This is a genomic window from Paenibacillus sp. FSL P4-0184, from assembly GCF_038004625.1.
Lineage (GTDB): Bacteria > Bacillota > Bacilli > Paenibacillales > Paenibacillaceae > Paenibacillus_AQ.
The window spans coordinates 1410450-1436309 of record NZ_JBBORN010000002.1 but is presented as its reverse complement, the minus strand read 5'-3'; the positions used below and the strand labels follow the sequence as shown (position 1 = coordinate 1436309).

The window sequence follows — 25860 nt, the reverse complement described above, 5'->3', positions numbered from 1 at the left end:
CCAGTTAAGACAATTTTATCGTTCGTTAATAGAGTTTTATAGAAAAGAGACCCGTCTAACTGATTGGATCTGCCAAGCCTGTAGCGGACGTTCACCGCCAAGTTGTCGTCCACGATGGGCGCACAATAGAAACCCTCTAACATTGCAGTGCATGTTAGAGGGTTTCGTGTGTAGCTGCTATTGTTAGCGAATACTACTTCATGATACTAATGGATTTCGTAGTATTATTGAAGAATACATCTGCACCAAAATACTCAGCAATGAAGCGTAACGGGAGCATAGTACGTCCGTTTACAAGTTCAGCTGGAACATCCATTCCTGGTGCAAGTTCACCGATCGCTATAGACAAAGTCTGACCTTTCAAGGTAATCATTACGGTTTTCGTAATGTTATCCCAGCCTACATTTGCTCCTAAGCTCTCAGCAACGAAGCGCAGTGGCACTAAAGTTCTGCCTTTAACTACTATCGACTCAACATCCATACTCATTTCAATTCCGTTTAATTTATACCCTTTCTTACCTAGAGTAAGTTCTAATTTCACAGGTTCAGGCTTGGTTGTTACAAAGATATAGCCTAGTCCTTTTGCCGTGAAGGTAAATTTACCTGTCTCATGGTCATATTTGCCGCCTAAGCGTTCCATGTTACCGTCTAATCGAAGCATGACACCGCATAACATGCTAATATCGTTAGTCGACAACTTCTCTTTTGTCAGATCGAAGGTTACTGGTATAAGCCCTGTATAATCAGTTACTTCCCGGCCATCTGCGAAGATCTTCAACTCATATCCCCGCCCTATAACTCCGTCTCTATCATTTACAGGTTTAATGACAACCTTCATACTCTTGCCTGTATTCAACTGCTTCAACAATTCAGGGGACAATTCAACAGATACGGTGTCATTCGTAACGGTTAGCGGTTTGTTGGCTTTAATAATCGCACCGATCGTATCGTTTTGAATCTCAAGCTCATCTTTTCCGGCTGACATCGTCAATGCAATGGAATTGCCTTTCATCAGCTGCTCTTTGATTGTAGCATTAATAAGATCTGCTACCGGTGATTCTGGAGAAGGAGTCGGCGTGCTGATTTGGCCACCTGATCCTCCGCCGTTATTATTTGCAGTAATTACGATAGTTAACTCTATCGTATCCATGCCAGCATGGTTAGAAGCCGTAACAGTGAATTTGTATGTTCCCGCTTCATTAGGGACCCCTGAAATAACACCCGTAGCTCCTTCTAATTTCAACCCTGCAGGTAAATAATTATCTCTCACTGTCCAGGTAATCGGTTCGTCGCCGTATACCGCTAATGTTACCGTATAAGGTTCTCCAACTTTGCCGCTTGGCAGATTCTTAGTGATAATCTCCGGAGCTGTTTCCACTGGCTTATCCTCTTTAATCTCGATGCTCAATACTCGCTTATCTATACCAAAATCATTCGTTGCGCCAACAGTGAATTCGTAATATCCTGCCTCTTGAGGCGTACCCGAGATAACGCCTGTTGCTTCATCTAGGTTCAAATCTACTGGCAAATCTCCTCCCTGGACCTTCCAAGTAATCGGTTCGCTGCCGTATACCGCTAATGTTACCGTATAAGGTTGTCCAACTTTGCCACTCGGCAAAGTCTTTGTGATAATCTCCGGAGCTGTGTCAACTGAGACATCTTCAGTGATCACTATATTGAACGGTTTCGAGTCACTGCCTGCGTCATTGTTAGCTTGAACTTTAAATGTAAATTGACCCCATTGATCCGGTGTACCCGAGATAACACCTGCATCTTCATCCAAGCTCAATCCTGATGGCAATTGACCATCTACAACAGCCCATTTGATCGGCTTATCGCTGTCAGTGGTAAGAACTGCCGAATAAGGTTGTCCTACCTTACCATCAGCAAGCGATTTCGTCGTAATCATTGGCGCAGTACCTGTGTCTTCAACCCATTTCGCATATAATTCAATATCCCTTGTAACAGGATCAGCAACGAAATCCCAGATATCGTTTAATGCTGCATCTTGATACCAACCGCCGAAAACAGTGTTTTCTTTTGTCGGCGCTGTTGGCTCGTTAATTGTCCCGCCCATATCTGCGAACTTCTTCACCACTTCGCTGCCACCGTTGGAATCAAAAGTTACCGCATAAGGGTTGTGTGCGCCGATGGAAGGCGTTCTGCCGCTAAGTGGATTGCCGAAGAAGTCTGTTCTCTCCGTCATATGAGGCAGAGCGTTCGCGCGATCCACATATGGGCTTACAATCTCGGCACCTGCACCATAGGCCAGGTTATTACCGTCAGCAAGACGGAACCCGTTCATCACACTGTAATCAAGCTTGGCATCAACTGTTCCGCTGTTGGTAATCCAATGTTCCGGCGCAGATTTATAATCATTTAATATAGAGTTAAGTTCCTCTTCCGATACATAGCGGTTGTCAGTTGCTGTTACGCCTGCACCTAGATACCCGCCTCCGCCTGCGTTCATGCTACCAAAAAGATTAGCCGGATATACAATGTTGTTCGTAAAACGTCCGGCTGCAAATGAAGCTGATGTTCCCCCGCCTTTCAGACCAACCTGGTTGTTTGCCCCAGTGTAGGCAAAAATATTATTTTGGAAATAAATATGCAAGTTGGAGGCCGTCGGATCAAATACTAACGAACTGCTATTCTTCAATGGTGTGACGATGACATTGTTATAGTATAATCCGCTTAATTCCTCGCTCGTTGAAGAACCTCCCGCAAGTAATATAAGACTGTTAAAGCTCTTGTTAAAATCCGGGCTGCGACCGTCGTTCACGCTAATGTTATAGCGAACGATATTGCCCTTGGCAGCATTCATCTGTAAGTACCAACCGCCATAGTTATTTCGGCTGTAATTGTATTCATACACATTGTCCTGACAATAGTTGTCAATGTCCCAAGCCATACCGTCATTACTAGCATGATAAGGGTTATCCACGGCTTCATTATAGCGGAAGATCGTGCCTTTACTTGCCATAATCCACGCTGCCGCATAGTTTTGCGAACCTAGATATGTTGGCGTTGTATTATTTGGCCCCCAGTTCGTAACCAGGTTGCCGCTCTTATCGCTTAAATAGCTGTATCCGCTGTCGGTGACCACATTTCGTTCCACAAGGGAGTTGTTCCCGCCGGACATGACAATGCCATCTCCAACCGAACTAGAAATCCAGTTGTTTCTAAACACAGCGTTTGATGCCCAAGGATAGCTTGAGTTACTCCAAGTAATGCCTGTGTTATTAGTCCCTGGATTGCTTGGCCCGTAGGCATTGTTGCGAATACCTTCGTTATCGCAGCGAAGGGTTTTATTACCTTCAACCAATATATCTACATAACCATTAATAATGATGCCGCCGGATACCTTACTTGCTCCATTTGCTTGGTGCAGCCCATTAACATCATGAACGTAGTTATCTCGAATGACGATTCCTTGCATACGAGCATCAGCATAATCTTGAATATTAAACTGACCTTGTCCCAGCTTGGAAATTCGTGACATTACAGCGATACCGGAACGGCCGTCACCTGCTTTATTGCCGATGTTCGTTACTTCAATTCCACTGACTACCCAATAGTTAACGTCATATAACTCAATTGTACCGTTTAAGGAAATGCCTGATGGGCTTGCCGCTGTTCCTCCACCATTAATTATCGGGCGTTGGTTAGGGTCGGTCGTATTATATTTTGTAAGCGTAATCGGATTTCCTTCCTCACCATCGCCGCGCAGTTTGATTTGTTCGTTCCATACGCTATTTGCATCCAGATAAATGGTTGAACCTGGCATAAATACATATTCATTAATCTTGGAGATTGATTTCCATGCCGTAGCCGGTGTGCGTCCATCTGCATGATCGTCACCGTTATTGGAGAAATAATAATCACGGACTTCAAGTGGTAGAATGTTCAACTCGAATGTGATTTCGGCAGGATTCAGATTCAGTCTAATGGTATATTTTCCTGGCACGATATTATTTCTTGCGAATGATTCTTTGTTAATTTTCAATACATTACCGCTAACCGTATAATCCACATCCCGCTGCAGTGTTACAGCGCCGATCTCCACTCCAGCTAGATCTGCTAAATCAGGATTTACGGTGATATTATAGTCGTCCAGACCAATAACATATGTGCTGTCTTCCAAGTGGCTATACTCTTTGGGCATGAGCTTTAGCGTAATAGAAGATGTTCCGGTTTGGGCTGTTATTCCACTATCGATAACATATACGTCATCGATAAAGTGCTTGTTCTGTATATCCTTAATCGTTCCAGCCTTGTTGCCCCAGTTCGTAGCAAGCTGCAATGCATCGATCTTGGAAATATTGTTCTTAACTAGGGTATCAAAATTGCCGCCATCTGTTGATTGCCTTTGAATGTCTTGTCCATCGATTTTATAGGTCGTTCCCGTTGATGTAACGAACCATTGGAATTTATGCCAGCCTTCGCTTCGCTTGACATCTACAGGATAGAATCTCCCGGATGAACCGGGTCTGACTGCGTAATTGGTCAGATTTGCGGCCCAATCGCCATCTCCATTGCCATAATTTATTGCGATATGTTCATTGGATGATGGGGTTAAACCAAAGACAGCGTGGTCATTGGAAGCCGCTCTGCCATCATCATAGTACCAAGCAGTAACGATTGTTGTCTTACCGGTTGCAGGGGTGTAATTATAGGTACCTGGAACAGTAGCCACCTGACCGGCGCCGCTTGATGTTGCGGCCTTTCCTCCGGTACGGGACATCACATCGCTGTGAACATATCCGTTCGCACCATTTGAAAATTTCTTCTCCCCTTCAAATCCATCGTAAAACATAGTGTCAGCCTTATTGAAGTAATCAACGCTCACTTGAACAGTGACCTCTTCGTTCCCTGTCGGAACATAACCTTTTTTAACCGTCACGAATCCGGCATCATCAACTTCAATCTTATCCTTGTCTTGATCTGCCGGGCTGAAGCTGATGTTATCAGCAACGAACACATCAGCAGTGTCAACGATTAACCGTGTTCTATCTCCTGCCCGTAAAGTATCGCTCTGGCGAATTAGTGCAATGTTGGCTGAATATTGTGCACTCTCTCCTGATTCATCAGAGTCCAAGAATCGTGACGTTGCACTGCCGTTTGCTTTTACTTTAAATGTATCATTTAAAGTCGGGAACAAAGCCGCATCATTGCTTGTTGCTGCAATCGGGCTTCCTTTAGCCACTCCATTACTGAAGAGTTGAACCGAATAGGCAGATGCGTTAGCGACGCGGTCCCATGTAGCGTATGTGCCGTTCCATCTGACATTTACCGGTACAGGCAATTTCTCGATCTTTAATATTCCGGATGCTGCAACTTCTTCACTGATGTCCCCCGCATTATTAATGGCAATGGCTGTAACCGTGTAGTTGCCCACTCCTAGTGCCCTTGCATAGGGTAGAACATGATGCCTTTCATGATTGTTAGGCTGGTCGGGTCCTCCATTTTTCGATAAATAATAACCAACAGGTCCACCGTCTTTGAACAGTGTTACAAGGGTGTCACCGTAATTGGAAGCGCCACTATAAATGCCCGTGTCCGAGTCAAGCGTCGGTTTAATTGGCGCATTCACCTGTGTATTGGTGGTTATCAACAACGGTGCAGCATTGGATTTCATCACAATTCCGTCTGCCGAAGACACTTCGCAATAATAGAAATTGCCTTGTTGTGAAGCTGCGTCCACATTGGGAAGCGTTAATAGCGCCTTATCAGCTCCGCTGACTTTTGTCCCGTTCAAGCCAGACTCGTCGTCAGATACATACCATTGATATGCTGAAGCAGCGGCTGATGCCGCAACGCTAAATGTTGCTGTCTCACCTTGTTTCACTTCTGCCGCTGTTGGCTGAGTGATTATTTCTAAATTTGGCAATCCACCGGGAGGTACCAAATTTAATGTTAATGTTCTGGTTCCTGTTGTTGTAGCCACATCTTTAACAACATAAAAATCGTCGATTAGATGTTTATTTTTAATATAAGCTTTGTTACCTGACTGGTTGTTCCATCCTCCAGCTATTTTAGGCTGAATGGTTGTACCGCTCTTCATAGCTTTGTAAATATTACTTTGCGCTGAATCGGATATTAATGTTCCGTCTATTTGTAAAGTCGCACCATTCGGTGTAATGAGCCACTCGAATTTATGCCAGCCTGTGGAACGTAAAGCCCCGCTATCTTTCCAACGGTTGCCTGCTGTACCCGCTGATGATGGTGCATATGCCCAAGTATATCTAGTCGGGTTATGAATAACATCAGCCTCTGAACTTTGATAGAATGTCCCGGCAAAGGTGGCATTTTTGCCATCTACAATAGCAAATTGAGTTCTATCCGTCGCTGTCTTCTCCTCATCAGGATACGGGTCAAAATACCATGCTGTCATCTTATAATTGCTACCTGTCGGCAATGCCACGTCTTGGGCTACATTTTCATTATTCGTATCATTCGAAGGTGTAATCGCTTTCAATCCGGAACGAGACTGAGCATCGGAAAGCGTGTATGACGAACCTAATTTCCCAGTTGATGTCATTGGACCATTGTTGTTCTCGAAATCCTCCATGAATAATACATCTGAGTCATGGTAATAACTCGCCGCGGCCGTGATTGTCACCGGGATGCCTGGAGCACCTGGCAACGCAAATGTATAACCGCTAGCTAAAGTAATGTTCCCCTGATTATTAACAGTTAAAAGATTCGCATTGCTGGAATCATAATTAACCTCGTCAATAACCGGTCCTTTCACGAGACTGCTTAAAGGCGAACCTTTATAGGTAAGATTCACCCTGCCTGCCTGACCAGCCGCTTGTGTCAATTCTAGTACAACAGAGTCAAAAGATTCGCCCCCTCCCGCAGCTGACACTTCAGATGAAGGCGCCAAGCCGAACAGACCAGGGAACACCAACGAAGTTGCCGTAATCATCGACAAAGCTTTTTGCATCCATTTCGATCGTATCATCCAAAAACTTCCTCCCTTTGAAATTAATAAATTAATACTTTATAAAAAATCTGCATCTATGGAAGCCTCAATAGACATAGATTTTTATAAACTTAAAAACATAACTATTCTAGTTCACTACTAATTCACTGAATCGATTACCGTTATATACGATCTTCAACTTATTCGTATTTGCAATTAACGCTCGCAAGTCAGACTCCGCCGATCCGTATAGAATGGAATCTTTCACTTCTTCCAGTTTAAGCTTGGTGATTTCCGGTTTTGTGGTTAATGTGGCAACGACATCCTCGCCCATATATTTACCAATTACTGTCTCACCTACAGAAGCAGCAGCTAAAGACTCCCAGAACTTAAGAGACTCGGTTTCTTCTTTGGATATATCCAAACGGTTTAGCACTTTCTCTTCCTTGGCCTGTCCCGCTGTCGCTAACGCAGCCGTCAATTCATTTGCAACACGAACATATTCCGCACTTTTTGATGCATACTCAACTTGCAACTCTGCTTCGCTCATTTTCGTTTTTTTAACCTGCGTTTCTACCAAATCCGGCCAACGGGCGCCACTTAAATATTGCATGTATTGATTTAAATCAAACTGAGGCAATCCATAGTAAGTCCCTTCTGAATCATCCATCTTAGCTCGCTTAACATTTTCATCTTCCATGTCGGATTTTAGCTCATCAAAGCTTTTGTAAGGGGCGATCCCCCGCTCATCTGCAATAAATTGCTCCTGCTTGGTCTTTAGCAATGCAGTCATTGCAGATTTTTTGGCGTATTCAGTTGGGGTTTCATGATTTTCTCCGTATTGACGTGTCCAGAAGCCCTCATCTACTTGGACCCCATAAGTTCTGAAGAAATAGTCTGCCGTTATAGCTCTTTGCTCCTTGACATAAAATTGAAATTCTTCCTCTGTTACTGCGTATCCATCAACTGTAAATATCCAATCTTCCGGTAGCTCCTCCTTTTTGTTAGTTAAGCTCAACACGAGTAAAGCAAGAACAATCAGAGTGGTAAACAAGATAATCACGGTTGCTTTTCGTCTAGTAAACCCCATGACGCCCCCCCTTTCAAATATTCAACCTAGCTTTTCAAGAAAGCCTATGACAGTGAAATTCATCGCCGTTGTTGGAGAAGTTCCCAAATTTAAATGGTTAGACATAATTGTAAGTTTAGCTGTCCTCTAATGTAAGCGCTTATTTAGACTGAATTAAAACAAATTTGACTTATAAAAAAACAGTCCTAGTTCGCAATTTTGTGTGTGCTAGGAGATCAATATCTTATAAAGGATCTGTCGTTTGGTGTAAACGCTTTTATTAATGAATATTAATTTTTAAATTTTATTCACAAACACCTAGACACGGCGAAAATAGTTGTGATACATTGGAGCATAAGTAATGCTGCTGGGTTAGCAATTTCTACCTATAGGTGAAAAGTGACGTTGAGGATGCGATGATTTCCTATTGAAGCGCATATCTTCAAATCTCTTTAGCATATAAGTGAAGTGTCACTTACACCTTAAAGTTAAAGCGCTTAAACTTTATAGGCATGTGTAGCACTTATTGTTAAGCGTTTTACTTTGGAGATCATTCTATAGGGAAGGAGGATTCATTGACGTTAATTAAACTAACCATCACTTAAGGAGGAATTTTTGTTTACTCAATGAAATCGACCTCAGGCACAATGAAAGTGATAATAGTGACGTTGAGGATGCGATGATCCCCTATTGAAGCGTGTATCTTCAAATCTCTTCAGCATATAAGTGAAATGTCACTTCCGTCTTAAAGTTAAAGCGCTTAAACTTTATAGGCATGTATAGAACTTATTGTTAAGCGTTTTACTTTGGAGATCATTCTATAAGGAAGGAGAATTCATTGACGTTAATTAAACTAACCATCACTTAAGGAGGAATTTTTATGTACTCAATGAAATCGACCTCAGGCACAATGAAAGTGATGTTACTTGTCATGCTTTCGGCGGTTATGCTTCTAGCGACATTAGCCGCCCCTGCACCGCTTCAACGGAAAGCTCATGGAGCGGGTGAATTGAAACCGTTTCCTCAACAAGTCAGCTATCCGGGTATCATTAAACCAAACCACGTCAGTCAATCCTCGATGAACAGTTCTGTATCTTCCTACTATGACTATTGGAAGGCTACTTATCTTAAAAACAACTTGTCCTCGCTGCCCGGAGGGTACTATGTAAAAGGTGATATTACTGGCGAAGCGGACGGCTTCGATCCTCTCGGCACATCGGAAGGCCAAGGATACGGTATGGTTATTACCGTGCTAATGGCTGGATACGATACGAATTCCAGAACAATCTATGACGGTTTGTTCAAAACGGCTAGAGCGTTCAAGAGCTCTAATAATCCGAACCTGATGGGATGGGTAATAGCAGATAGTACTGGGGCTCAAGGGCACTTCGGTTCAGCAACAGATGGGGACCTCGATATCGCCTACTCCCTTATTCTAGCTGATCGCCAATGGGGCTCGACTGGAACGATCAATTATTTGGCTGAAGCCAAAAAGATGATTGGCGCTATTAAGCTTAGCAATGTGACAACTAACAACAGGCTGAATCTTGGTGACTGGGATACGAAGAGCGCCTTGAATACGCGTCCCTCCGACTGGATGCTCAGTCATCTACGGGCTTTCAATGAAGTTACTGGAGATTCAACTTGGCTAAATGTCATCAACAATCTGTATAACGTATACAGCCAATTTACAGCAGCTTATTCGTCTAGCACAGGTCTGATTTCGGACTTTGTGGTAGGCAACCCGCCTAAGCCGGCCCCCCCAAACTATTTGGAAGAGTTCCCTGAAACAAATGAATACAACTACAATGCAAGCCGTGTACCACTTCGTATCGTAATGGATTACGCCTTGTACGGAGACACCCGTGGTAAGGATATCGCTAATAAAATGGTAGTATGGATCAAAGGAAAAACAGGCAACAATCCGAACAATGTGAAGGACGGTTACCAACTGAACGGTGCGAATCGTGGGACTTATGCAACAGCGGTATTCGTAGCGCCTTTCATCTCCGCAGCGACGACTACAAGCACGCATCAAGCTTGGGTCAATGCAGGATGGGACTGGATGAAGAATAAAAAGGAAAGCTACTTCAGCGACTCCTTTAACATGCTGAACCTACTGTTCATCTCGGGTAACTGGTGGAAGCCTACCTACAGTGCTGCGGATACACAAGCTCCCTCAGATCCAACGAATCTGACTGCAACAGCAACTTCAAGCAGCCAAATCAATCTGAGTTGGACTCCTTCCACTGATAATGTCGGAGTAACCGGCTATCGGGTATTGCGTGGCGGTTTGGAAGTAGGCACACCTACAGACACATCCTTTAGCGATACCGGTCTTACCGCATCTACAGCTTACAGCTATACGGTGAAAGCTGTAGATGCCGCAGGCAACCTGTCTGCTAACAGCAATACCGCTACAGCAACTACAAATCCAACTCCTTCTGACAGCACCAACCTTGCGCTAGGCAAGACAGCGATAGCCAGCTCTATCGAAGGTGCAGGATTTGAAGCTTCCAAGGCAACAGACGGCAACTCTACTACCCGTTGGGCTAGCATGGAAGGAAGCAATAATGAATGGATTTACGTCGATTTGGGTACAACCCAAAGTGTGAACCGCGTCAAGTTGAATTGGGAAGACGCTTACGCTAAAGGCTACAAAGTTCAGCTATCTAACAATGCAACAACATGGACGGATGCTTACGTAACAACGACCGGTGATGGTTCTATTGACGATATTACATTTACTGCAAATAGTGGACGTTACGTCAGAGTGCTGTGTACTGCTAGAGGTACCGTATACGGATATTCGATATTCGATTTTGAGGTTTACGGGTCTTAATTGAACAAAGCCTGGCGGATATGAATCCGTCAGGCTTTTTTTGTTTAAGCCAGCGACGGTTCTATAAACCATATTACCACTGGATACACAGACATATTGGACTTCACTTCGAATATAGAAAAATAGATACCATCTCTAATACGAAGTGTTCGCTCGTATCTCTCACCAGAGATTGAATATCCCGAAAGCTGGATGTCCCCCTCCACTCTTATATCCTGATCTTGATCATTTATTCGATTTATCGTTCGCAACAACATAGTTCAATACTAAATTCCAAGAAATAAAAAAGCCGAATGGATCGTTCTCATCCACTCAGCTCATAGGTTTATTTTACAATAATCTGTATAGTATCACTTTCCGTTGTTCCACTTCCATTCATAAACTCACAGCGATATTGATAGATGCCAGGCGATTTCCCTGAAATTTGTGTAGTGGCCGATTGAGCACTTGGTGTTTGTGAAGATAAAGATTGCGTTTCAATAAGTTCGCCATTTTCATATAATCGATACTGTGTTGCGTTCGTGCCCCACCACATATTAACAGTAATGTTATAGTCCCCATCTTGATCCCAGTTGTCACTAGACAAAACAGGTTTGCCGGGCTTCGCATCAGTCACGGTGACGGTGTGTGGATCACATGAAGTCGTTCCATACAAATTCGATAACTCACATGTATACACATAGGTTCCATTCGGCTTTCCTTGAATAGGAATAATGGAAGTCTGGGCAGCTGGCGAAACATCCGCGAGTGACTTCGTTTGGATCAATTGGCCATTCTCGTACAGCTTATACAATGTGCCATTGTTTCCCCACCACATATTCATCGTAACCTCATAATTGCCATCATGTAAGCCTGTCGCTACACCGCTATTATTCGATAGTGTAGGTTTACCTGGTACCCCATTTGCAAGCAACGGCAGACTACTGGAATGCCGTTCGAACTTGACTGCATCAGCCCTGGTATAAATCATATCGGCAGGTAGAGTTGGCGGATCTACCGTTGTCGGAGTAACCCTTGTTAAACGAACATACTCGCTGCCGTCTCCAGTAAAGTCGAACGTTCCTAGATTAACCCAACCCGACGAGCCAACGGTTGCATCGATATACGTGACCTCGGTAACCGACTGATGCTTTACTTCCACTTTGACATAATTATCATTTGCCGTCGTATGGACGAGCTTGTAGATGGAGACCGTATATTTCCCCTCTGGAAACTGTCCTTTCCACGTCGCGGATGATCCTTGAACGGTAGAGTAACGGGATTTCACACCAATTTTGTATCCGGATAAATTGCTTTGACTCCAAGACCCTTCTGTCGTGTACAACCCAGTCGTATTCGTGCTGTCGACAATAACCGTTAAGTCCCTGATCGCAATTGTCAAAGGCGGTGTTGTTAAGGTCAACCCGTCAATCGTTACAGTGGCCCATACCTCAATGTGATCCTTTTCCCCGTCGAGACTTAGAAGGGTCAACAAACCGCTACTGTCCACTTCAGCCAGATCGGTTCGATCAACGAAATACTGCACATTTGCCTGTGATAGATCACCAATCAGACCATTATCCAAATAGCCGGTTACGCTTAGTTGTGCGGTTTGAGTCATCTGCAGTTCGTTCCGATTCGACAGGATCACCGCAGACTCCAATTGCGGTATCTTGTTCGGGTCCACCCACATCATCGCATCGGCAACTACCCGTGATTTATTGGTCTTATTGGTTAATTCCACGTACCCACTATCGCCTGCTGCAAAAGGATAAGCACCCAGGTACACCCAAGTCCCATTGGCCGCTGTCTCATCTACGGTAACCGTCTCGGAGCCTCCGCTATAATAAACGGTAAATGAGGCATTCGTTGCCCAATTTTCACTAGCAGCGGTTATTTGCGGAAGCTTATAGTACACACTGTAAGTAACACTTTCTGGCAGCTCAGGTCGCCATTTAATTCTACTTGTCGCTGTGCCGGCAGTCGATTTGGTATACACATAGTTATCATAGTAATAGTCGTTAGCCGTTGTATCCCGTATCCAGACGCCTTCTGTCTCTGCCTCCGTATTATCCACAATGATAGATGAACCCTCCTGCCAACCCGGTTGAACTGGAGTTTCGGTTACCTGATCAGGCAGATAGAGTGTCCGCTTGCGGGTCTGTTTCCCGTCCGATTCCACATAATAAGTGAAGGTTTGGGATAAATCGTTTACCCGTATCGACCATTCCATCGGATAGATCTTATCTGGAATGGTTGTATACGTAGCCCCGCCATCCAAGGAATAATGGATCGTCGCTGGTTTCGTCGTTTTTGCCTGCACATAAGCATCGTAGGCCGTTTCGTCGGGCTTGACGATCAGCATGCCTTTAACCGCATCTATTGGACTGTGGATATCGAAGAAATAGCTTGCATCCGATGTTTCAGCAGTTCTGACCTGGTGCAGCGGCACTTCAATGTTGAGTCCTTCCACAATGATAGCGGTTATTCCCTTGCTTGAAACCGTGGCTTGAATGATTCCGCCACTCATAACCGCTTGCTCTGGTGTGCCATTGTCGCGGATGATGGTTACGGTATAATCTTGTGCCGGGTTGAACCCAATGATTTGCGCATTCAATTCGATCGGAGTCTGAACTTCAGCTGCCGATTCGTTGCTTAACCCGATGTAGAATTTATTCCCGCTCTCTCCCGTTATCCAATTCAATTGAGAATGGTTGGTCTGAATTATCCCCTTAGGCATCCAGAGCCAAACGTTGGAATTACCGTAAAAATGACCTGGTTTATTTCCATAGAGGTGATATTTGAACCATAGAAAATTAGTTTCAAATACAGAAGGAAATGTAATACTTCCATTCGATTTCAACGATTGTTCGCTGATCAAATAATCCATCGTTTGCCCGAGCTGTCCCGGTATATGGTGATAATAGATGGATGTAGCCCCGCTTGGGCCTTCCAGAGGAAACTCCGGTTCAAGTTGACTAATGGCGAAGCCCTTATAGTAATAACCTGGATAGCTGGAATATCGTCCGATGACTGCATTATGAGCAATATCCTGCAGCAATTTATCGCCTGTATAGAGCGACAATCTCAGCATGAATGGAGCTTCCTGAGCATTCATCCGATAATAACCAGTTGTACTTCCCGCTTCAAACGTCAATCCATTGGGAGAGACAAGCCAACTATCCGCTTGTACGCCTCCGGCTACATCTTCTGGGAGCTTGATCCGAGGATATTGATATTTACCACTTTCCGGCCAATGGAACGACTCCGCGTAATTATACGTCTCAGGTTGCGGAATCGTAACGGCACCTTCTGGAACCGGACGAGCAACGAACATCGTTGCATACCGTTTGGCTTCTTTATAAGCAGCATTCAAGTATTTGGGATCCTGAGTTTCCTCGTAAAGCTCCAAGATCTCCATCCACAGCTTGCTATAATAATAAATGAATTCATTTTTACTCACATTTACGGATGCAGGTGTATCAATATGCTGCATGATATAGCTGTCGGCTGCATCCTTGGCAGCCTGTAAATACTGCGCATCTCCCGTCATACGATACATCATCAGGGGCTGAATGACAGGACCCCGGTCTTTCTGGTCAGGATCACGCACGAGGTACTCTTCCTGTGCCAGCGCTCCAATTCCTGCCGTAGTCCCCATCATCTGATTGACAGCGGCTACGCTAGAAAAATCAAATGGCAAGGTTGCCATTTTCCATAACGACGGCACACCGTATACTGGCTTCTGCGTCGGCGACCAACCTATACCATTTCGCGATAAGCCATACTGGACGGACGGCAATGCTCTCGTATCGTAAAGCTGGTCATCCCCAGTCAAATAGTAAGCCCCCAAAAGAACCGCATTCGAGCTTGTTCGAACACTATCCTCGTTTTCGATGTCAATAAAGCCCTTGGCACGGCTCCACCATCCGCTGGGTGACGGGACATAATCAACAGAGTCATCCCCTTGCGGTTCTATCTTAAGTAAATCGATCATATTGAACATCGCGTCAGTAAGCGACTGATCTGATACATTTTCCCGGTATGCGGAGTAACCATACTCATTGCGAAGAATATCCGCGTAGGACTCATACAAATTGCTTTTTTGAGCGATTAGTCCCATATGAAATTGATAAGTGCTTTCTGCGGTCATTTGCGAATAAGTCCCAAATTGAGGAGCATACAAGATTGGCTGCACGCTGCCTTCGTTGTTGACAAGGCTCATGCCAAGCCTTTGTTTCGTAACACCTCCCGTCGGTTCAAATTCAACCGGAAGCTCATCCGAAGGTACAAATACCCCATACGTCAAAGGATTCCCCGAACCGTCATTCTTTTCAACCAGACTCATTGGAGCGCTTAGCTCCCTTAAGCTTGTTGATTCCACCGAACCTACCATTTTGGCGTGTGACCTGAAACCATTTAATACTTCATTGACACCAGAGATCTGCTCTGTAGTGAAAGACTGATAGCCGATCACATAATTGCCATCCCGGCGGGGTGTAAAGGCGAAGGAAACATCAGGTTTGTCCCCTGACATGGACCAGTTCACTTGTAAATCGTAATCGCTTCCATGTGAAGAATCGGTTAATATCGCCGTGTGGCTGTCAGGGAAATCAATCTCGTCGAATGTAATCCAGCGTTTGTTCATCGTATCGTAGTAATTGGTTAGACTCCCCGCATTCCCATCTAATAAGACCCATTGCTCTTCAAGTCTTTCCGCCACATTATTGACAGGCACCCAGTTCCCCGTATCCGAGTCCTTGTAGAACAAATCACGAACGATGGATTTGCCACCATCCCAAGCTGCTTCATAGAAGGTTACTTTGTAGCTGGCATTCTCGATGCTGCCTTTTTCCGTGTAACTGAGATTCGCCAATGAACGGCTGCGCAGCGGAGGCAACGGCGGAGCTTGCTGCCGGATATTCCCTTCAAACTTGACCGCATCGGCCCGCGTAATGATCTTTCCGGTCGTAGGTTGCGTTCGAGTCAGTCTGACAAATTCGCTATCATCACCACTGAAATAATAGGACCCCAAATCAACCCATCCGGCCGATGGGCCCGACGAGGGCCTCAGATCCATAAACATGACATCCGTAATCCCATTGTGAACAATTTCAATTTTAACATTACTGTCTGCTTTATCCGCCCAATCAAGCTTGTTGAATGAAATTTTCGCCGTCCCTGCTTCCAATCGCGGATTCCATGTGATGCTTCTTCCTACTGCATCGGTAAATTTGGAACTGGAATTATTATATCCCTTCACTCCCGTACTTGTAGTCCAATAAGGAGCGGAGAACCCGTTATTTGCGTTATCTACATCAGTGGTGACGACATCATCAATCGTGATGCTTCCATCATCAATGATGATCGTCTTATACGGCTCTTTTTGCTGAATATTCCCTTCGAACTTGACCGCATCAGCTCGCGTAATTATCGTGCTGGTTGTGCTGGTAGACCGAGTTAATCTAACGAATTCTTTACCAACTCCGGAAAAATAGTACTCTCCCAAATCAACCCATCCCGCAGGAGCACCAAATGAAGGCCGCAAATCCATATAGAGAACATCCGTCGTTCCATTGTGGACAATTTCAATTTTCACATTGCTATCTGCTTTATCTTCCCAGTTAAGTTTGTATAACGAAATTTTCGCCGTTCCCGCTTCCAATCGTGGATTCCAGGATATCGTTCTGCCTGCTGTACTCGTATATTTAGAACTGGAGTTATCATATCCCTTCACCCCTGTACTTGTGGTCCAATTCGGAGCTGAATATCCGTTATTCTCGTTACCCACATCAGGTGTCACAACATCATTGATCGTGATGCTCCCGTCATCGATGATAATCGTCTTATACGGTAAGGGCTCCGCGTAAGCGGTCCTTATTCCGACTAGGCTGAAAGGAACTAATATCGTCACGATGAAAACGATTAAGAAAAACAGCTTCCTTTTTATCATACAACTCACAGCCTCCCTTGTGTTGATAACGCTTACAAAATAATATTGCCCTCCTTTGTTCAAAGATCGTAAAGAAGCAATTAGCCTTATTCTTCTGGCTAAGCCCGCTCTGTCGGTTTTATCATAGCATGTTACAGAACTGTGAAATTTCTTTAATTTTAAGAATTTCTTATAAGATTTTAAGCAAGAAGAAACGACTTTGTCGTCCTTTAAAAAAGAGACCTACATCATAACTGCCCGCTCAACTGCAGTCAGTTATGATGTAGGTCTACCAATTGTACACAGCCTAATGATTAATTATAATGGCGGCTGCACTAATAACAACTTCCCAAGCTGAATCACCGTTTGATCATACCAATCTGGATGCTGCCTTACGTGCTCTCTACTTCGTTCATTGCCGCATGCTTCAAACACGGCCGCTTTGTCTGTCTTCTCGGTATCGATTTCAAAGCGAACCGTATGTTTTCCATTCGGGAGCTCCGGCAAGAATACATACTGATTTCGATTATGATCGTTGTGTAGTGTGAATCGATCGATAATAAAGGGTTCCCCACCATCCACCGACACCTTCAATCTGCCAGAATCAGGCCCCCCGATATCGAATAACCCGATATGGGTGCCCTCGAACTGCACCGTGATAGCCTCTCCAGGATCGACTGCTCGCCATAGGCCGGGGAACAACCAATTGTACTCACGCACTAAAGCAAAATCATCGGGCGTCATGTAAGACCATCCTGCGGAAAAAGTAGTAAGACTATCCAGTGACAGCATGGTCGCATACTCCCAAGGATTAGCCGGAACCAACGGATTCTGAGGTAAGTGATGTACTAACCTTCCCTGATGACCTCTGAGTTCGATAATTACCTCAAATGACCGGGTGATCGTATCCGTGTAAATCTGGTGTCCTTCGGGAATAGTCGGATGGATCGAATCATGCGTAAAAACAAGTGCTCCAGAAATGGACACGTCTTCCCTTGAGGTAAAAACGAGTTTTCCCTCCGACACCAAGTGACTGACCGCTACGCCGAGATGAATCGAAGGAATACCATAATAGTCGGCCACTTCCTCTTGCATTAAAGCCCCCTTCTGGTATTCCCCAGACTGAAATAAGGCCACATCCCGCTCCTTCAGCGTATAAACGAACAGGATATCGGTAAACCGGCTCCGCTTGCGGATCTGACGGACAATCCCTTCGATCCGCGCCTTGGATTCGGGATCTCCGCCATCGTTACCGACAAATTCAACAAATACTAGATCAGGCCGATGACGCAGTACATCTGTCTCCAAACGGGCACAGCCCAAATCCGATCCTGTCCCATTAATGCCTGCATTCACAGAGCGGATATCCGCCTTAGGATATTTCTCACGAAGCCAATCCGCCGTCATGACCCTGTAGCCTTCAGAACGGGTATTACTGCCGCCGAAATAGACGATTGTTACGGTATCCCCATTTTCCAATTTCTGAATTATATTGGGGAGCCCATTACGTGGGAATAATTCCTTCATCGTTACTTCACCTGACCTCATTTATCAATTTTAGGAGTAAACAATTTTACTGCAAACACTTCAAAATAAGGCGAACCATACGTTGCGCAGAAATTAATCCGGATTCGGGTTACACGTTTCGCATCCACCTTATGTTTATTCAACGTGAGATAATTCCCACGAGTTATGATTGTCCTCTCGGTTCCGTCTTCTAAGGTCAAGGTCATATCATAATCTTGGATAAGGGACTCGATAGGGTCGTTGAAATGCTCCAAATCCAACTGTGAATTGAAAACAAGATGGATTTCGTCTACATTTTTGGGGCTTGCAAAACAGAATTCCAACCATTCCTGTTCTTCCGTACGTTCAGAAATCCAAGCGTTCGGTAGACCATAAGGTCTGGAGAAGCCGTTGACGACATTCTCGGGATTATACATACTCTGGGTCGGTAACAGATCCTTGAAGCAAATGCTCTTATTGAATTTCTTCAGCCTGGATGGCTCTTCCGGCCTATAATGGAAGCTGACCGCTCCTGTTATTTTTTCTTCATTGCCGTAGACGGCAAGGCTCGCCGTACCTTCCAATACGATGTAGATTTTGTCATCAGCCGGTTTCTCGCAGCCCAAGTTTAGCGTAATCCAGTCGTCATGACCGGCTGCAATAACCAAGCGGTAATCTTTCAACTCGCTGGTGGGAATGTAGTTTTCCTTCCGTTCCCCGCCAAACAGCTTTACATGCAAAGTTTCAGAATGCTCGGACCTATTTTTAATTTTGATCCGTACACTTTCAGCCACGGATGTCTGAATCGGCAAGACCAAACATAACCCTTTCTCCAAGGAAATCTCTTCAGTTGGATGAAGATTATCATAGCTGCGCTGAGACGAGGCACGAATAGTTAATCCGTCAGCGAAGTAAGGATTCAATTCCTCTTGAAGCCCTACAATCGTTTGGCCATCTCGAAGTAGCAGCGCCTGCAGCTCCTCCATATGAGATTCGACTATGGCCGCGGGGTCTATCTCATACTTCAAGCATAACGAAGCAGCCGTTCCAACCGCCTGCCCCATACAACCGCAGGTTGCCATTACCCTAGTAGATCCGAAAGCCACATGGGTAGCACTTATGTTGCGACCAGCGAACATGAGATTAGGAATATTTCGTGAATATAAACTACGGAAAGGGATATTGTACAATCCTGGCACGAAATTCCATGCTGTAGCTGGCCCCTCATCGTAGATGCCCTTATTCGCATGCAAATCCATATACCATCCACCGACGGATACAGCATCTTCGAAATGCGGCTTTGCTGTAAGATCGTTCTGAGACAACATGTGATCCCCTATGAACCGCCTCGACTCCCGCTTTCCAGGAATCGGGCATACATAATCCAAGATGAGATTGTCTACATCATCAAATTCGCCGCTATTTTTGATATAATCCCAAATCCCGTACACCAATTTCCGTAGTTCCAATGCGATGTCTTCATTATTCTTGATAATATCCATATGTCCACCATATTCCAGCCACCACAATCCGCCAAGCCCATTGATTTTTCTTGGTAAAGCCCGATGGTTTAAGCCTTTTCTGATACTATCGAAAAAAGCCAACTTCGTAATATCATACGCAAAGCCAGGCCTTTTGAATGGAACGGAATATTCTACGTCACGGGCTTGAAACAGGATCGTATCGCCCATGGTGTAATGGTCCGCCACTTCAGGAGCCAATTCTTCCTTGTATTCATGCTTGGCTTCTCTACCCCAGCGGAAGTGAGCGCCAGCTTGATATCCGACAACTCCATCTCCGGAGCAATCGATGTAGGTTCGGCTTTCGAAACGAAATTTTCTTTCGGAAGCCAATTGAAGGCCCTCCACCCATTTAATTCTGCCGTTCTCCATGCCCGTTTCATGCACGCATGTATTCAGAAATAGAGAAATGTTAGGCTCAGCATAAACCATATCCAACAAGACGGTATCCGAAAGCGAAAGCATAAGCTTCTTGTTGTATAACGGATTATAGTGAAAAATCTTCAACTTGAGTTCTTCCACCAATCCGCCCTCGCGTGCATAATAGGATGGACTGTTTCCGAGATATGCTGACCCGTTGATATGAACCCGGACCTCGCTGCTCGCATTTCCTCCAAGAACCGGCCGATCATTAATAAGTGAAACCTGCAGCCCTTGGCGTGCGGCAGCAATGGCAGCGCATATCCCAGCAATACCTCCGCCTACGACGGTTACATCTGCTTTAATAAGCTCCATTTTGATAACCTCCATGATTAGATCCTTCTATCATGGTAAGCCTTTTGATGCCTTTTTTTTTACATGATTTCGCGAGAAATTTATACATTTTTTGCAACCTTATTTGGATTCATACCGTGTCATTTTTATCCGATATTGCTTAGGCGTATCACCCGTATATTCTTTAAATAATTTGCAAAAATAACCTTCATTCACAATTCCTACTTCCTCGCACAATTCCAATAAAGAATAATCCTGAACATTTAATAGCTCGAGAGCTAAGTGAATTTTTTTGCGGTTGATATAGCTGATAACGCCCTCGTTCATTGTTTTTTTGAATAAGCTGCTAAAATACGATGGAGCTAAATTCACTTCCTCAGCAATCGCCTCGAGCGTTAATCTCTGTTTAAGGTTTTTCTCTATAAACCGCATAGCACTCATGATTTCTATACGATGTAAAAGTTGGCCAGCGTGTACATATTCGAATGTGAAGTCGCCGATATAGGCAAGCTGCTCCCGAAATGTCATGAATTTTATGGGAAACTCTGATGCATCCGTGGTCAACGAGTTCCCCGATTTAAATTTCGCAGTTATGTCTCTATACAAGCCTTGAAGCATAGGTGCCATGATGGACTTATGAATTTTATAATCCGTCACAAATTGGTTTAAAGCAGAGAGTTCTTTTTCCAGCTCTTCCTTTGAAACTTTCCTTTGTACCCATGTGAGAAAATCAGCCAGTTTCAGCTGAAAGTCCTCCTTTTTGTCATTACGGTAATGGAACCGATGCATGGGTGTTTTGACTACTTTCTCTTCATGATAGTAGAAATCCTCACTCACGTTATTAGCTTCCATGTAAGCTTGTTTGATGGATTCCCAGCCTCGGTGCGGACCTCCAAAAGCTACGGATACCCTTTGATTCAAATATTGATGTAAATGGGAGACGATCTGACTGCCCAATGAATGGCAAGCATATTCCGTATCCATATCGCTGCGATTATTTTCCCAGGAAAGAAAACCAATAAAACGATTATCGGATAGATCCGCAGCTACACCTCTGCCACCGTTCACCACAGTTTCTTCGATTATATTCGTAATCGCATATTTCAAGATGTTTTGATCAGACGCTGAATAATCGTTTCGGAAACTTTCATACAGATTCATTTCAACAATAAAGCAGCAATAGTTGGCTTGAAAGAAATGGAATTGCATGCGATTGGCAAAATCCGATGCCCGATGAGAAGGAATTTCGCCTCTGATAAGCTCGTTAAAAAATTGCTTGCGGACTCTATATTTATTTTCAAGTACGGATACGTTTAACGATTGAAATTCCGCTTCTTTTTTCTTAACCTCATTTAAAATCCCGGCTGCCTTATCTAAAGCACGATCTAAATCTGCATCCCTGAGCGGAACCTTAACAATGTACTCCAATACGTTGGCTTGAATAGCTCTCTGAGCGTATTCAAAGGATGAATAGGCGGTCAAAAGAATGTATTGGGTATGGGGAAGCTTTGGTTTTAGTTGCTCGATCATGGAAATTCCATCCATTCGCGGCATAACGATATCAGATATCACGATATCCGGCTTAAGCTTCTCTATCTCCTCTATCCCCTTCAGCCCATTATTCGCTTTTCCCACTAAATGAAATCGCTTATCCCTATGGGAGAGTTCGTTAAAAAACAATTCCAATCTCTGAATGATTAGATCTTCGTCGTCAACAATGAAGCAGGTGTAGTCTCTCACCATCATGCATCTCCTTTAAACGAGCCTGCTGGGAATAAGGCTTGAACACGGGTTATTTCCTTAGGTATGCTTATGATTTGGAGCCCGAATTGTTCTCCGTAGTGAAGTCTGATTCGGTCATGAATATTATTTAACCCGATTCTTTTCCTTTTCACTTCCACATCACTCGGTTCTGAAATCAAAATATGCTTTATTTTATCAGTTGGAATTCCCTCGCCTTGATCCACTACTTCTATGATGACGATGCCGCCCTCCCTGTACGCATGAATAGTAATAGGGCCTTCGATCCCCCCTCCGTTATAACCATGGAAGATACTATTCTCCACAAGCGGCTGCAGCAGCATTCGAAAAACTGGGAAATCTATTAAATCTGCTTCGATATTTTCAATCAAGTGGAAGTTCCTGTTATAGCGGATGTTCTGAATCGCGATATAGTCCGATACATTTTGCAATTCCTGACGCAGTGAAACCTTCTCCGAAGCATCAGCTATCCCATATTCCAATATTGAAATGAGAGACTCGATCACCACATCTACTTTCTCTATTTGTCCGAGTCGTATGACATTGCTGATAGAACCAAGCGTGTTATACAGAAAATGAGGGTTTATTTGAGACTGAAGCACTTGGATTTCCAGCTTCCGCTCAAGTTCATTATGTAGCTCTGCTCCCCGTATCAGTTCCACAATTTGCTGCAGCATACGATCGAATGCTCGGGAGAGATCTCCAAACTCATCGTTTCGGTTAATCGATATTGTAGTTGTCAGGAGGCCTTGCTCCACCCGCTTCATTTTTGTTTTGAGCGCATAGAGAGGGGTCCTTATATATTTGGCAATAAAAAAGGAAATGAACAGACTTAAGAGAAGACCTGCAGCTAGAAGCCCGATATAATAGGTTTCCAATCTGGACAAAGCAGCTTTCAAGCGTGATTCATCGTTGATCGAGATGATGGTCCAGTTGAATTTCTCCGTCGGTTTTTTCAGAAGGGAAACTGGAATACCATCCTTGGTATGTAGTTGAAGGCTTGTTTCTGTAGTATCCAGAATTTGTTCCGCTGACGTGTCACCGATTGAAAAAGTATGATCTTGAATATTCATGGGTCCTTTATTTTCCGAAAATCCGGCAATGATTTTTCCCGATGCGGTGATTAGAGCCAAATCCATTTGTTCTTTTTTATTAATCTTGAACAAGGTTTCTTCAATGGCATTTAGATCCAAATCTACCGCAATGGCCATAGGAAACGGAGCACTGTTCAGATATCGAACCATCGTAACTGTCCAGCCGGAATATTTAGATTTGTAAGGATCACTGACAAATGTAGTCCTTCTGTTCTTGTCAGCCGCATCAAACAAAGGTTCTCTTTCTGCTAAAGGTTCATCGAATATTCGGGTAGGTGTACTCCCGCCTAGAATGGATAAATCGCTTTTGATCAAATAAATATTACTGACGTAATTACTGTTGAGTTCATACAGCTCTCTTAATTGCTTTTTAATCACTTCTGTATTGTCAATGTTGGCTTTCACCGATGTTTCGACCGAGAACAGTATCGTCTGGAAGGAGGAAAAATTAACTGTGAAATACTGATCTACCTTGTCTAGTATTTGGTTAGTGTAATAAATGTCAGTTTTTCTTATTTCCTTTTGGACATAGTGATAAGACAATTGACTTATCAAGATTATGCAGCTTAATACAAATGCAAAAACGATAAAAAATAATTTTAAAGGCAAGCTGATTCTTCTTCGCATCTATCATCTTCCTTTTAAATCTGTATTAAACAAATAATAGCATATGATAAGAAGAAACGCCTTCGGCGTCCTTTTTAAGGACGATAAGCGTTTCTTCGAAAAATAGAAGGATAAAGTATAAAGTAAAACTTATACTTTCTTATATTTCAATAAAGAGAGGGGCTATTTATAGCCTCTCTCTTTGTTTAAAAGATAAGAATTTATATGCTTCGCGCATAAATGTTCCTTATCTTTCTCGCTGAAACGGTACCGTCCTTTAAAAGGACGGCGAAGCCGTTTCTACTTGATTTACTTAATTAAGCCCGCTTCTTTAAATTGCTTGATTACTGTATCCTTATATTTCTCCATGTCAAACTTGGTATCCAACGTATTGAGGAAATTCTCCCAGTTAGAAAGAGGATCTTTTCCGGTCATAAATTTGACCAAACTTTCATTAATGAAACGTTGGCGGTCAGCTGCCAATGTATCGTTCGGGTCTTCAGTCAATAAATTCCCGGGCAAAGTAGGCGCCACGTATTTCTGATTGTTCTCAAAAGCTTCTGCCGTCTTAGGATTCTGGAAGCTGAAGTACTCAGCATCATCACCACGACGCGGCATTCTATAATGGTCAACCCATAGGTATTTTTCTTTCATTTCCTTTGATAATTCGGAGGTTTTATTCTTGATCTTGCCGTCCACTAAATCCCAATGAATTCCTTTAATTCCGTATGCAAAATTCGGATATGCTTCTTTGTCCGTAAAGAGATAATTCAGCATGGACAAGATCCGAATGATTTTGTCCTTATCCGCTTTCTTGGATATGGCCCATGAATTGCCTTGGAACGATTTTCTCTCTACAATTTGATCACCATAAGGACCTATCATTGGAGGAATGACGATCCATTCCGGCACCTCTCCACTGATTTCTTTCATTTTCTGCTGATAATCCGGTTCCAGCCTGCGTGCATCTCTTATCATGAAGCCAACTTTACCCTTAAACAACTTTTGGTCCAACAAATCGGGAGTATTCATTGTCACCCAGTCTGGATCTACAACTTTAGCTTCCATCATTTTATTGATATAAGCGAGCGCCTCTTTCATTTTTGGGTCGGTATACAGGAACACCGGTTCATTGTCTTTCACATCAATGGCTGATGGAGGATTGACGCCAAACATCCACATCAAACTATCGAAGCCGTAGGTTTGCAGATTGCCTTCTTTATTCATGCCGCCTATGAATCCGTAAGTATCGTTTTTGCCATTACCGTCGGGGTCTTTCTCTGTAAAGGCTTTCATAACTTCGAATAACTCGTCAGGTGTCGTTGGCACTTCCATATTCAGCTTTTTCAGCCAATCATTGCGAATGAAGAAGCTTCGACTGATACCATTTACATTATCATAACCTGGAACCCCAATGGTTTTTCCTTGATAGGACATCGCCTCCCAGGAGTCGTTGCTAAAACGTTTCTGTAATTCAGGAAATTGATCCAGATACGGTGTCAAATCCGCAAGAACGCCTTGGTCATAATATTGCGCGAGATCAGCCCGGCTTTTCAAGAAAATCAAATCTGGAATATCTCCTCCAGCAATGAGCGTATTTAATTTAGTCGTTGCTTGACCTGATTGAGGAATCATCATTTCCAAGTCGATATTTACTGCTTTCTCCAACATTTGGCGTTGGATATCTTCTTCACGAGGAGGAATCGGAGCAGCTGCATTGAAAGTGCCTTGGTTAAACATCGAAATTTTCAATTTTTTTTCAAAGGGACTAGACTGGCCTTGTGAATTACCCGTAGCTGACGATGTAACCTCTTTTTTGTCCCCACATCCTGACAATACTGTTCCCACGCCGACCATTGCTGTCAGAATAGCAAATGTAATCGCTTTACGTTGCATAATGACCTCTCCT

At 43.8% G+C, this 25860-nt stretch carries 9 protein-coding genes and 1 pseudogene; 2 read left to right on the top strand and 8 right to left on the bottom strand.

The window, feature by feature from the left end:
* Window positions 1-193: 193 nt before the first annotated feature.
* The gene (locus MKY52_RS28195) at window positions 194-6967 is read right to left on the bottom strand and encodes a stalk domain-containing protein (RefSeq protein WP_341055094.1); all 6774 of its coding nucleotides are present in this window, start codon (window positions 6965-6967) and stop codon (window positions 194-196) included.
* 109 nt (window positions 6968-7076) lie between these two features.
* Window positions 7077-8018: a hypothetical protein gene (locus MKY52_RS28190; RefSeq protein ID WP_341055091.1), complete on the bottom strand. Its 942-nt coding sequence runs from the start codon at window positions 8016-8018 to the stop codon at window positions 7077-7079.
* A gap of 979 nt (window positions 8019-8997) precedes the next feature.
* Here MKY52_RS28190 and MKY52_RS28185 point away from each other — a divergent pair.
* A pseudogene (locus MKY52_RS28185) lies at window positions 8998-10146 on the top strand (glycosyl hydrolase family 8); the annotation flags it as partial.
* Entirely contained in the window at window positions 10123-10839 is a 717-nt protein-coding gene (locus tag MKY52_RS28180; RefSeq protein WP_341055667.1) for a galactose-binding domain-containing protein, read from the top strand. The pseudogene MKY52_RS28185 and the gene MKY52_RS28180, both read left to right, overlap by 24 nt.
* 325 nt (window positions 10840-11164) lie before the next feature.
* On the opposite strand, the gene MKY52_RS28175 is transcribed toward MKY52_RS28180, so the two are convergent.
* The 6 genes from MKY52_RS28175 to MKY52_RS28150 all read right to left on the bottom strand — a co-directional run bounded on the left by MKY52_RS28175 (window position 11165) and on the right by MKY52_RS28150 (window position 25847).
* Window positions 11165-16771 carry a golvesin C-terminal-like domain-containing protein gene (locus MKY52_RS28175; protein WP_341055090.1) on the bottom strand — a complete coding sequence of 1869 codons (5607 nt, stop codon included), beginning with the start codon at window positions 16769-16771 and terminating at the stop codon, window positions 11165-11167.
* Between the two features lie 297 nt (window positions 16772-17068).
* Window positions 17069-18277, bottom strand: a complete 1209-nt coding sequence (locus tag MKY52_RS28170; RefSeq protein ID WP_341055088.1) for a GDSL-type esterase/lipase family protein — start codon at window positions 18275-18277, stop codon at window positions 17069-17071.
* Window positions 18278-18294: 17 nt separating this feature from the next.
* Window positions 18295-20511: an FAD-dependent oxidoreductase gene (locus MKY52_RS28165; protein ID WP_341055087.1), complete on the bottom strand. Its 2217-nt coding sequence runs from the start codon at window positions 20509-20511 to the stop codon at window positions 18295-18297.
* Window positions 20512-20610: 99 nt separating this feature from the next.
* Window positions 20611-22236, bottom strand: coding sequence for a response regulator transcription factor (locus MKY52_RS28160; protein WP_341055086.1), 1626 nt, complete (start codon window positions 22234-22236; stop codon window positions 20611-20613).
* Window positions 22233-23972 (bottom strand): sensor histidine kinase, encoded by a 1740-nt coding sequence (locus MKY52_RS28155; RefSeq protein ID WP_341055084.1) that lies wholly within the window; start codon window positions 23970-23972, stop codon window positions 22233-22235. Before MKY52_RS28155 ends, MKY52_RS28160 begins: the two co-directional genes overlap by 4 nt.
* Before the next feature lie 288 nt (window positions 23973-24260).
* Window positions 24261-25847 carry an extracellular solute-binding protein gene (locus MKY52_RS28150; RefSeq protein ID WP_341055083.1) on the bottom strand — a complete coding sequence of 529 codons (1587 nt, stop codon included), beginning with the start codon at window positions 25845-25847 and terminating at the stop codon, window positions 24261-24263.
* Window positions 25848-25860: the final 13 nt, after the last annotated feature.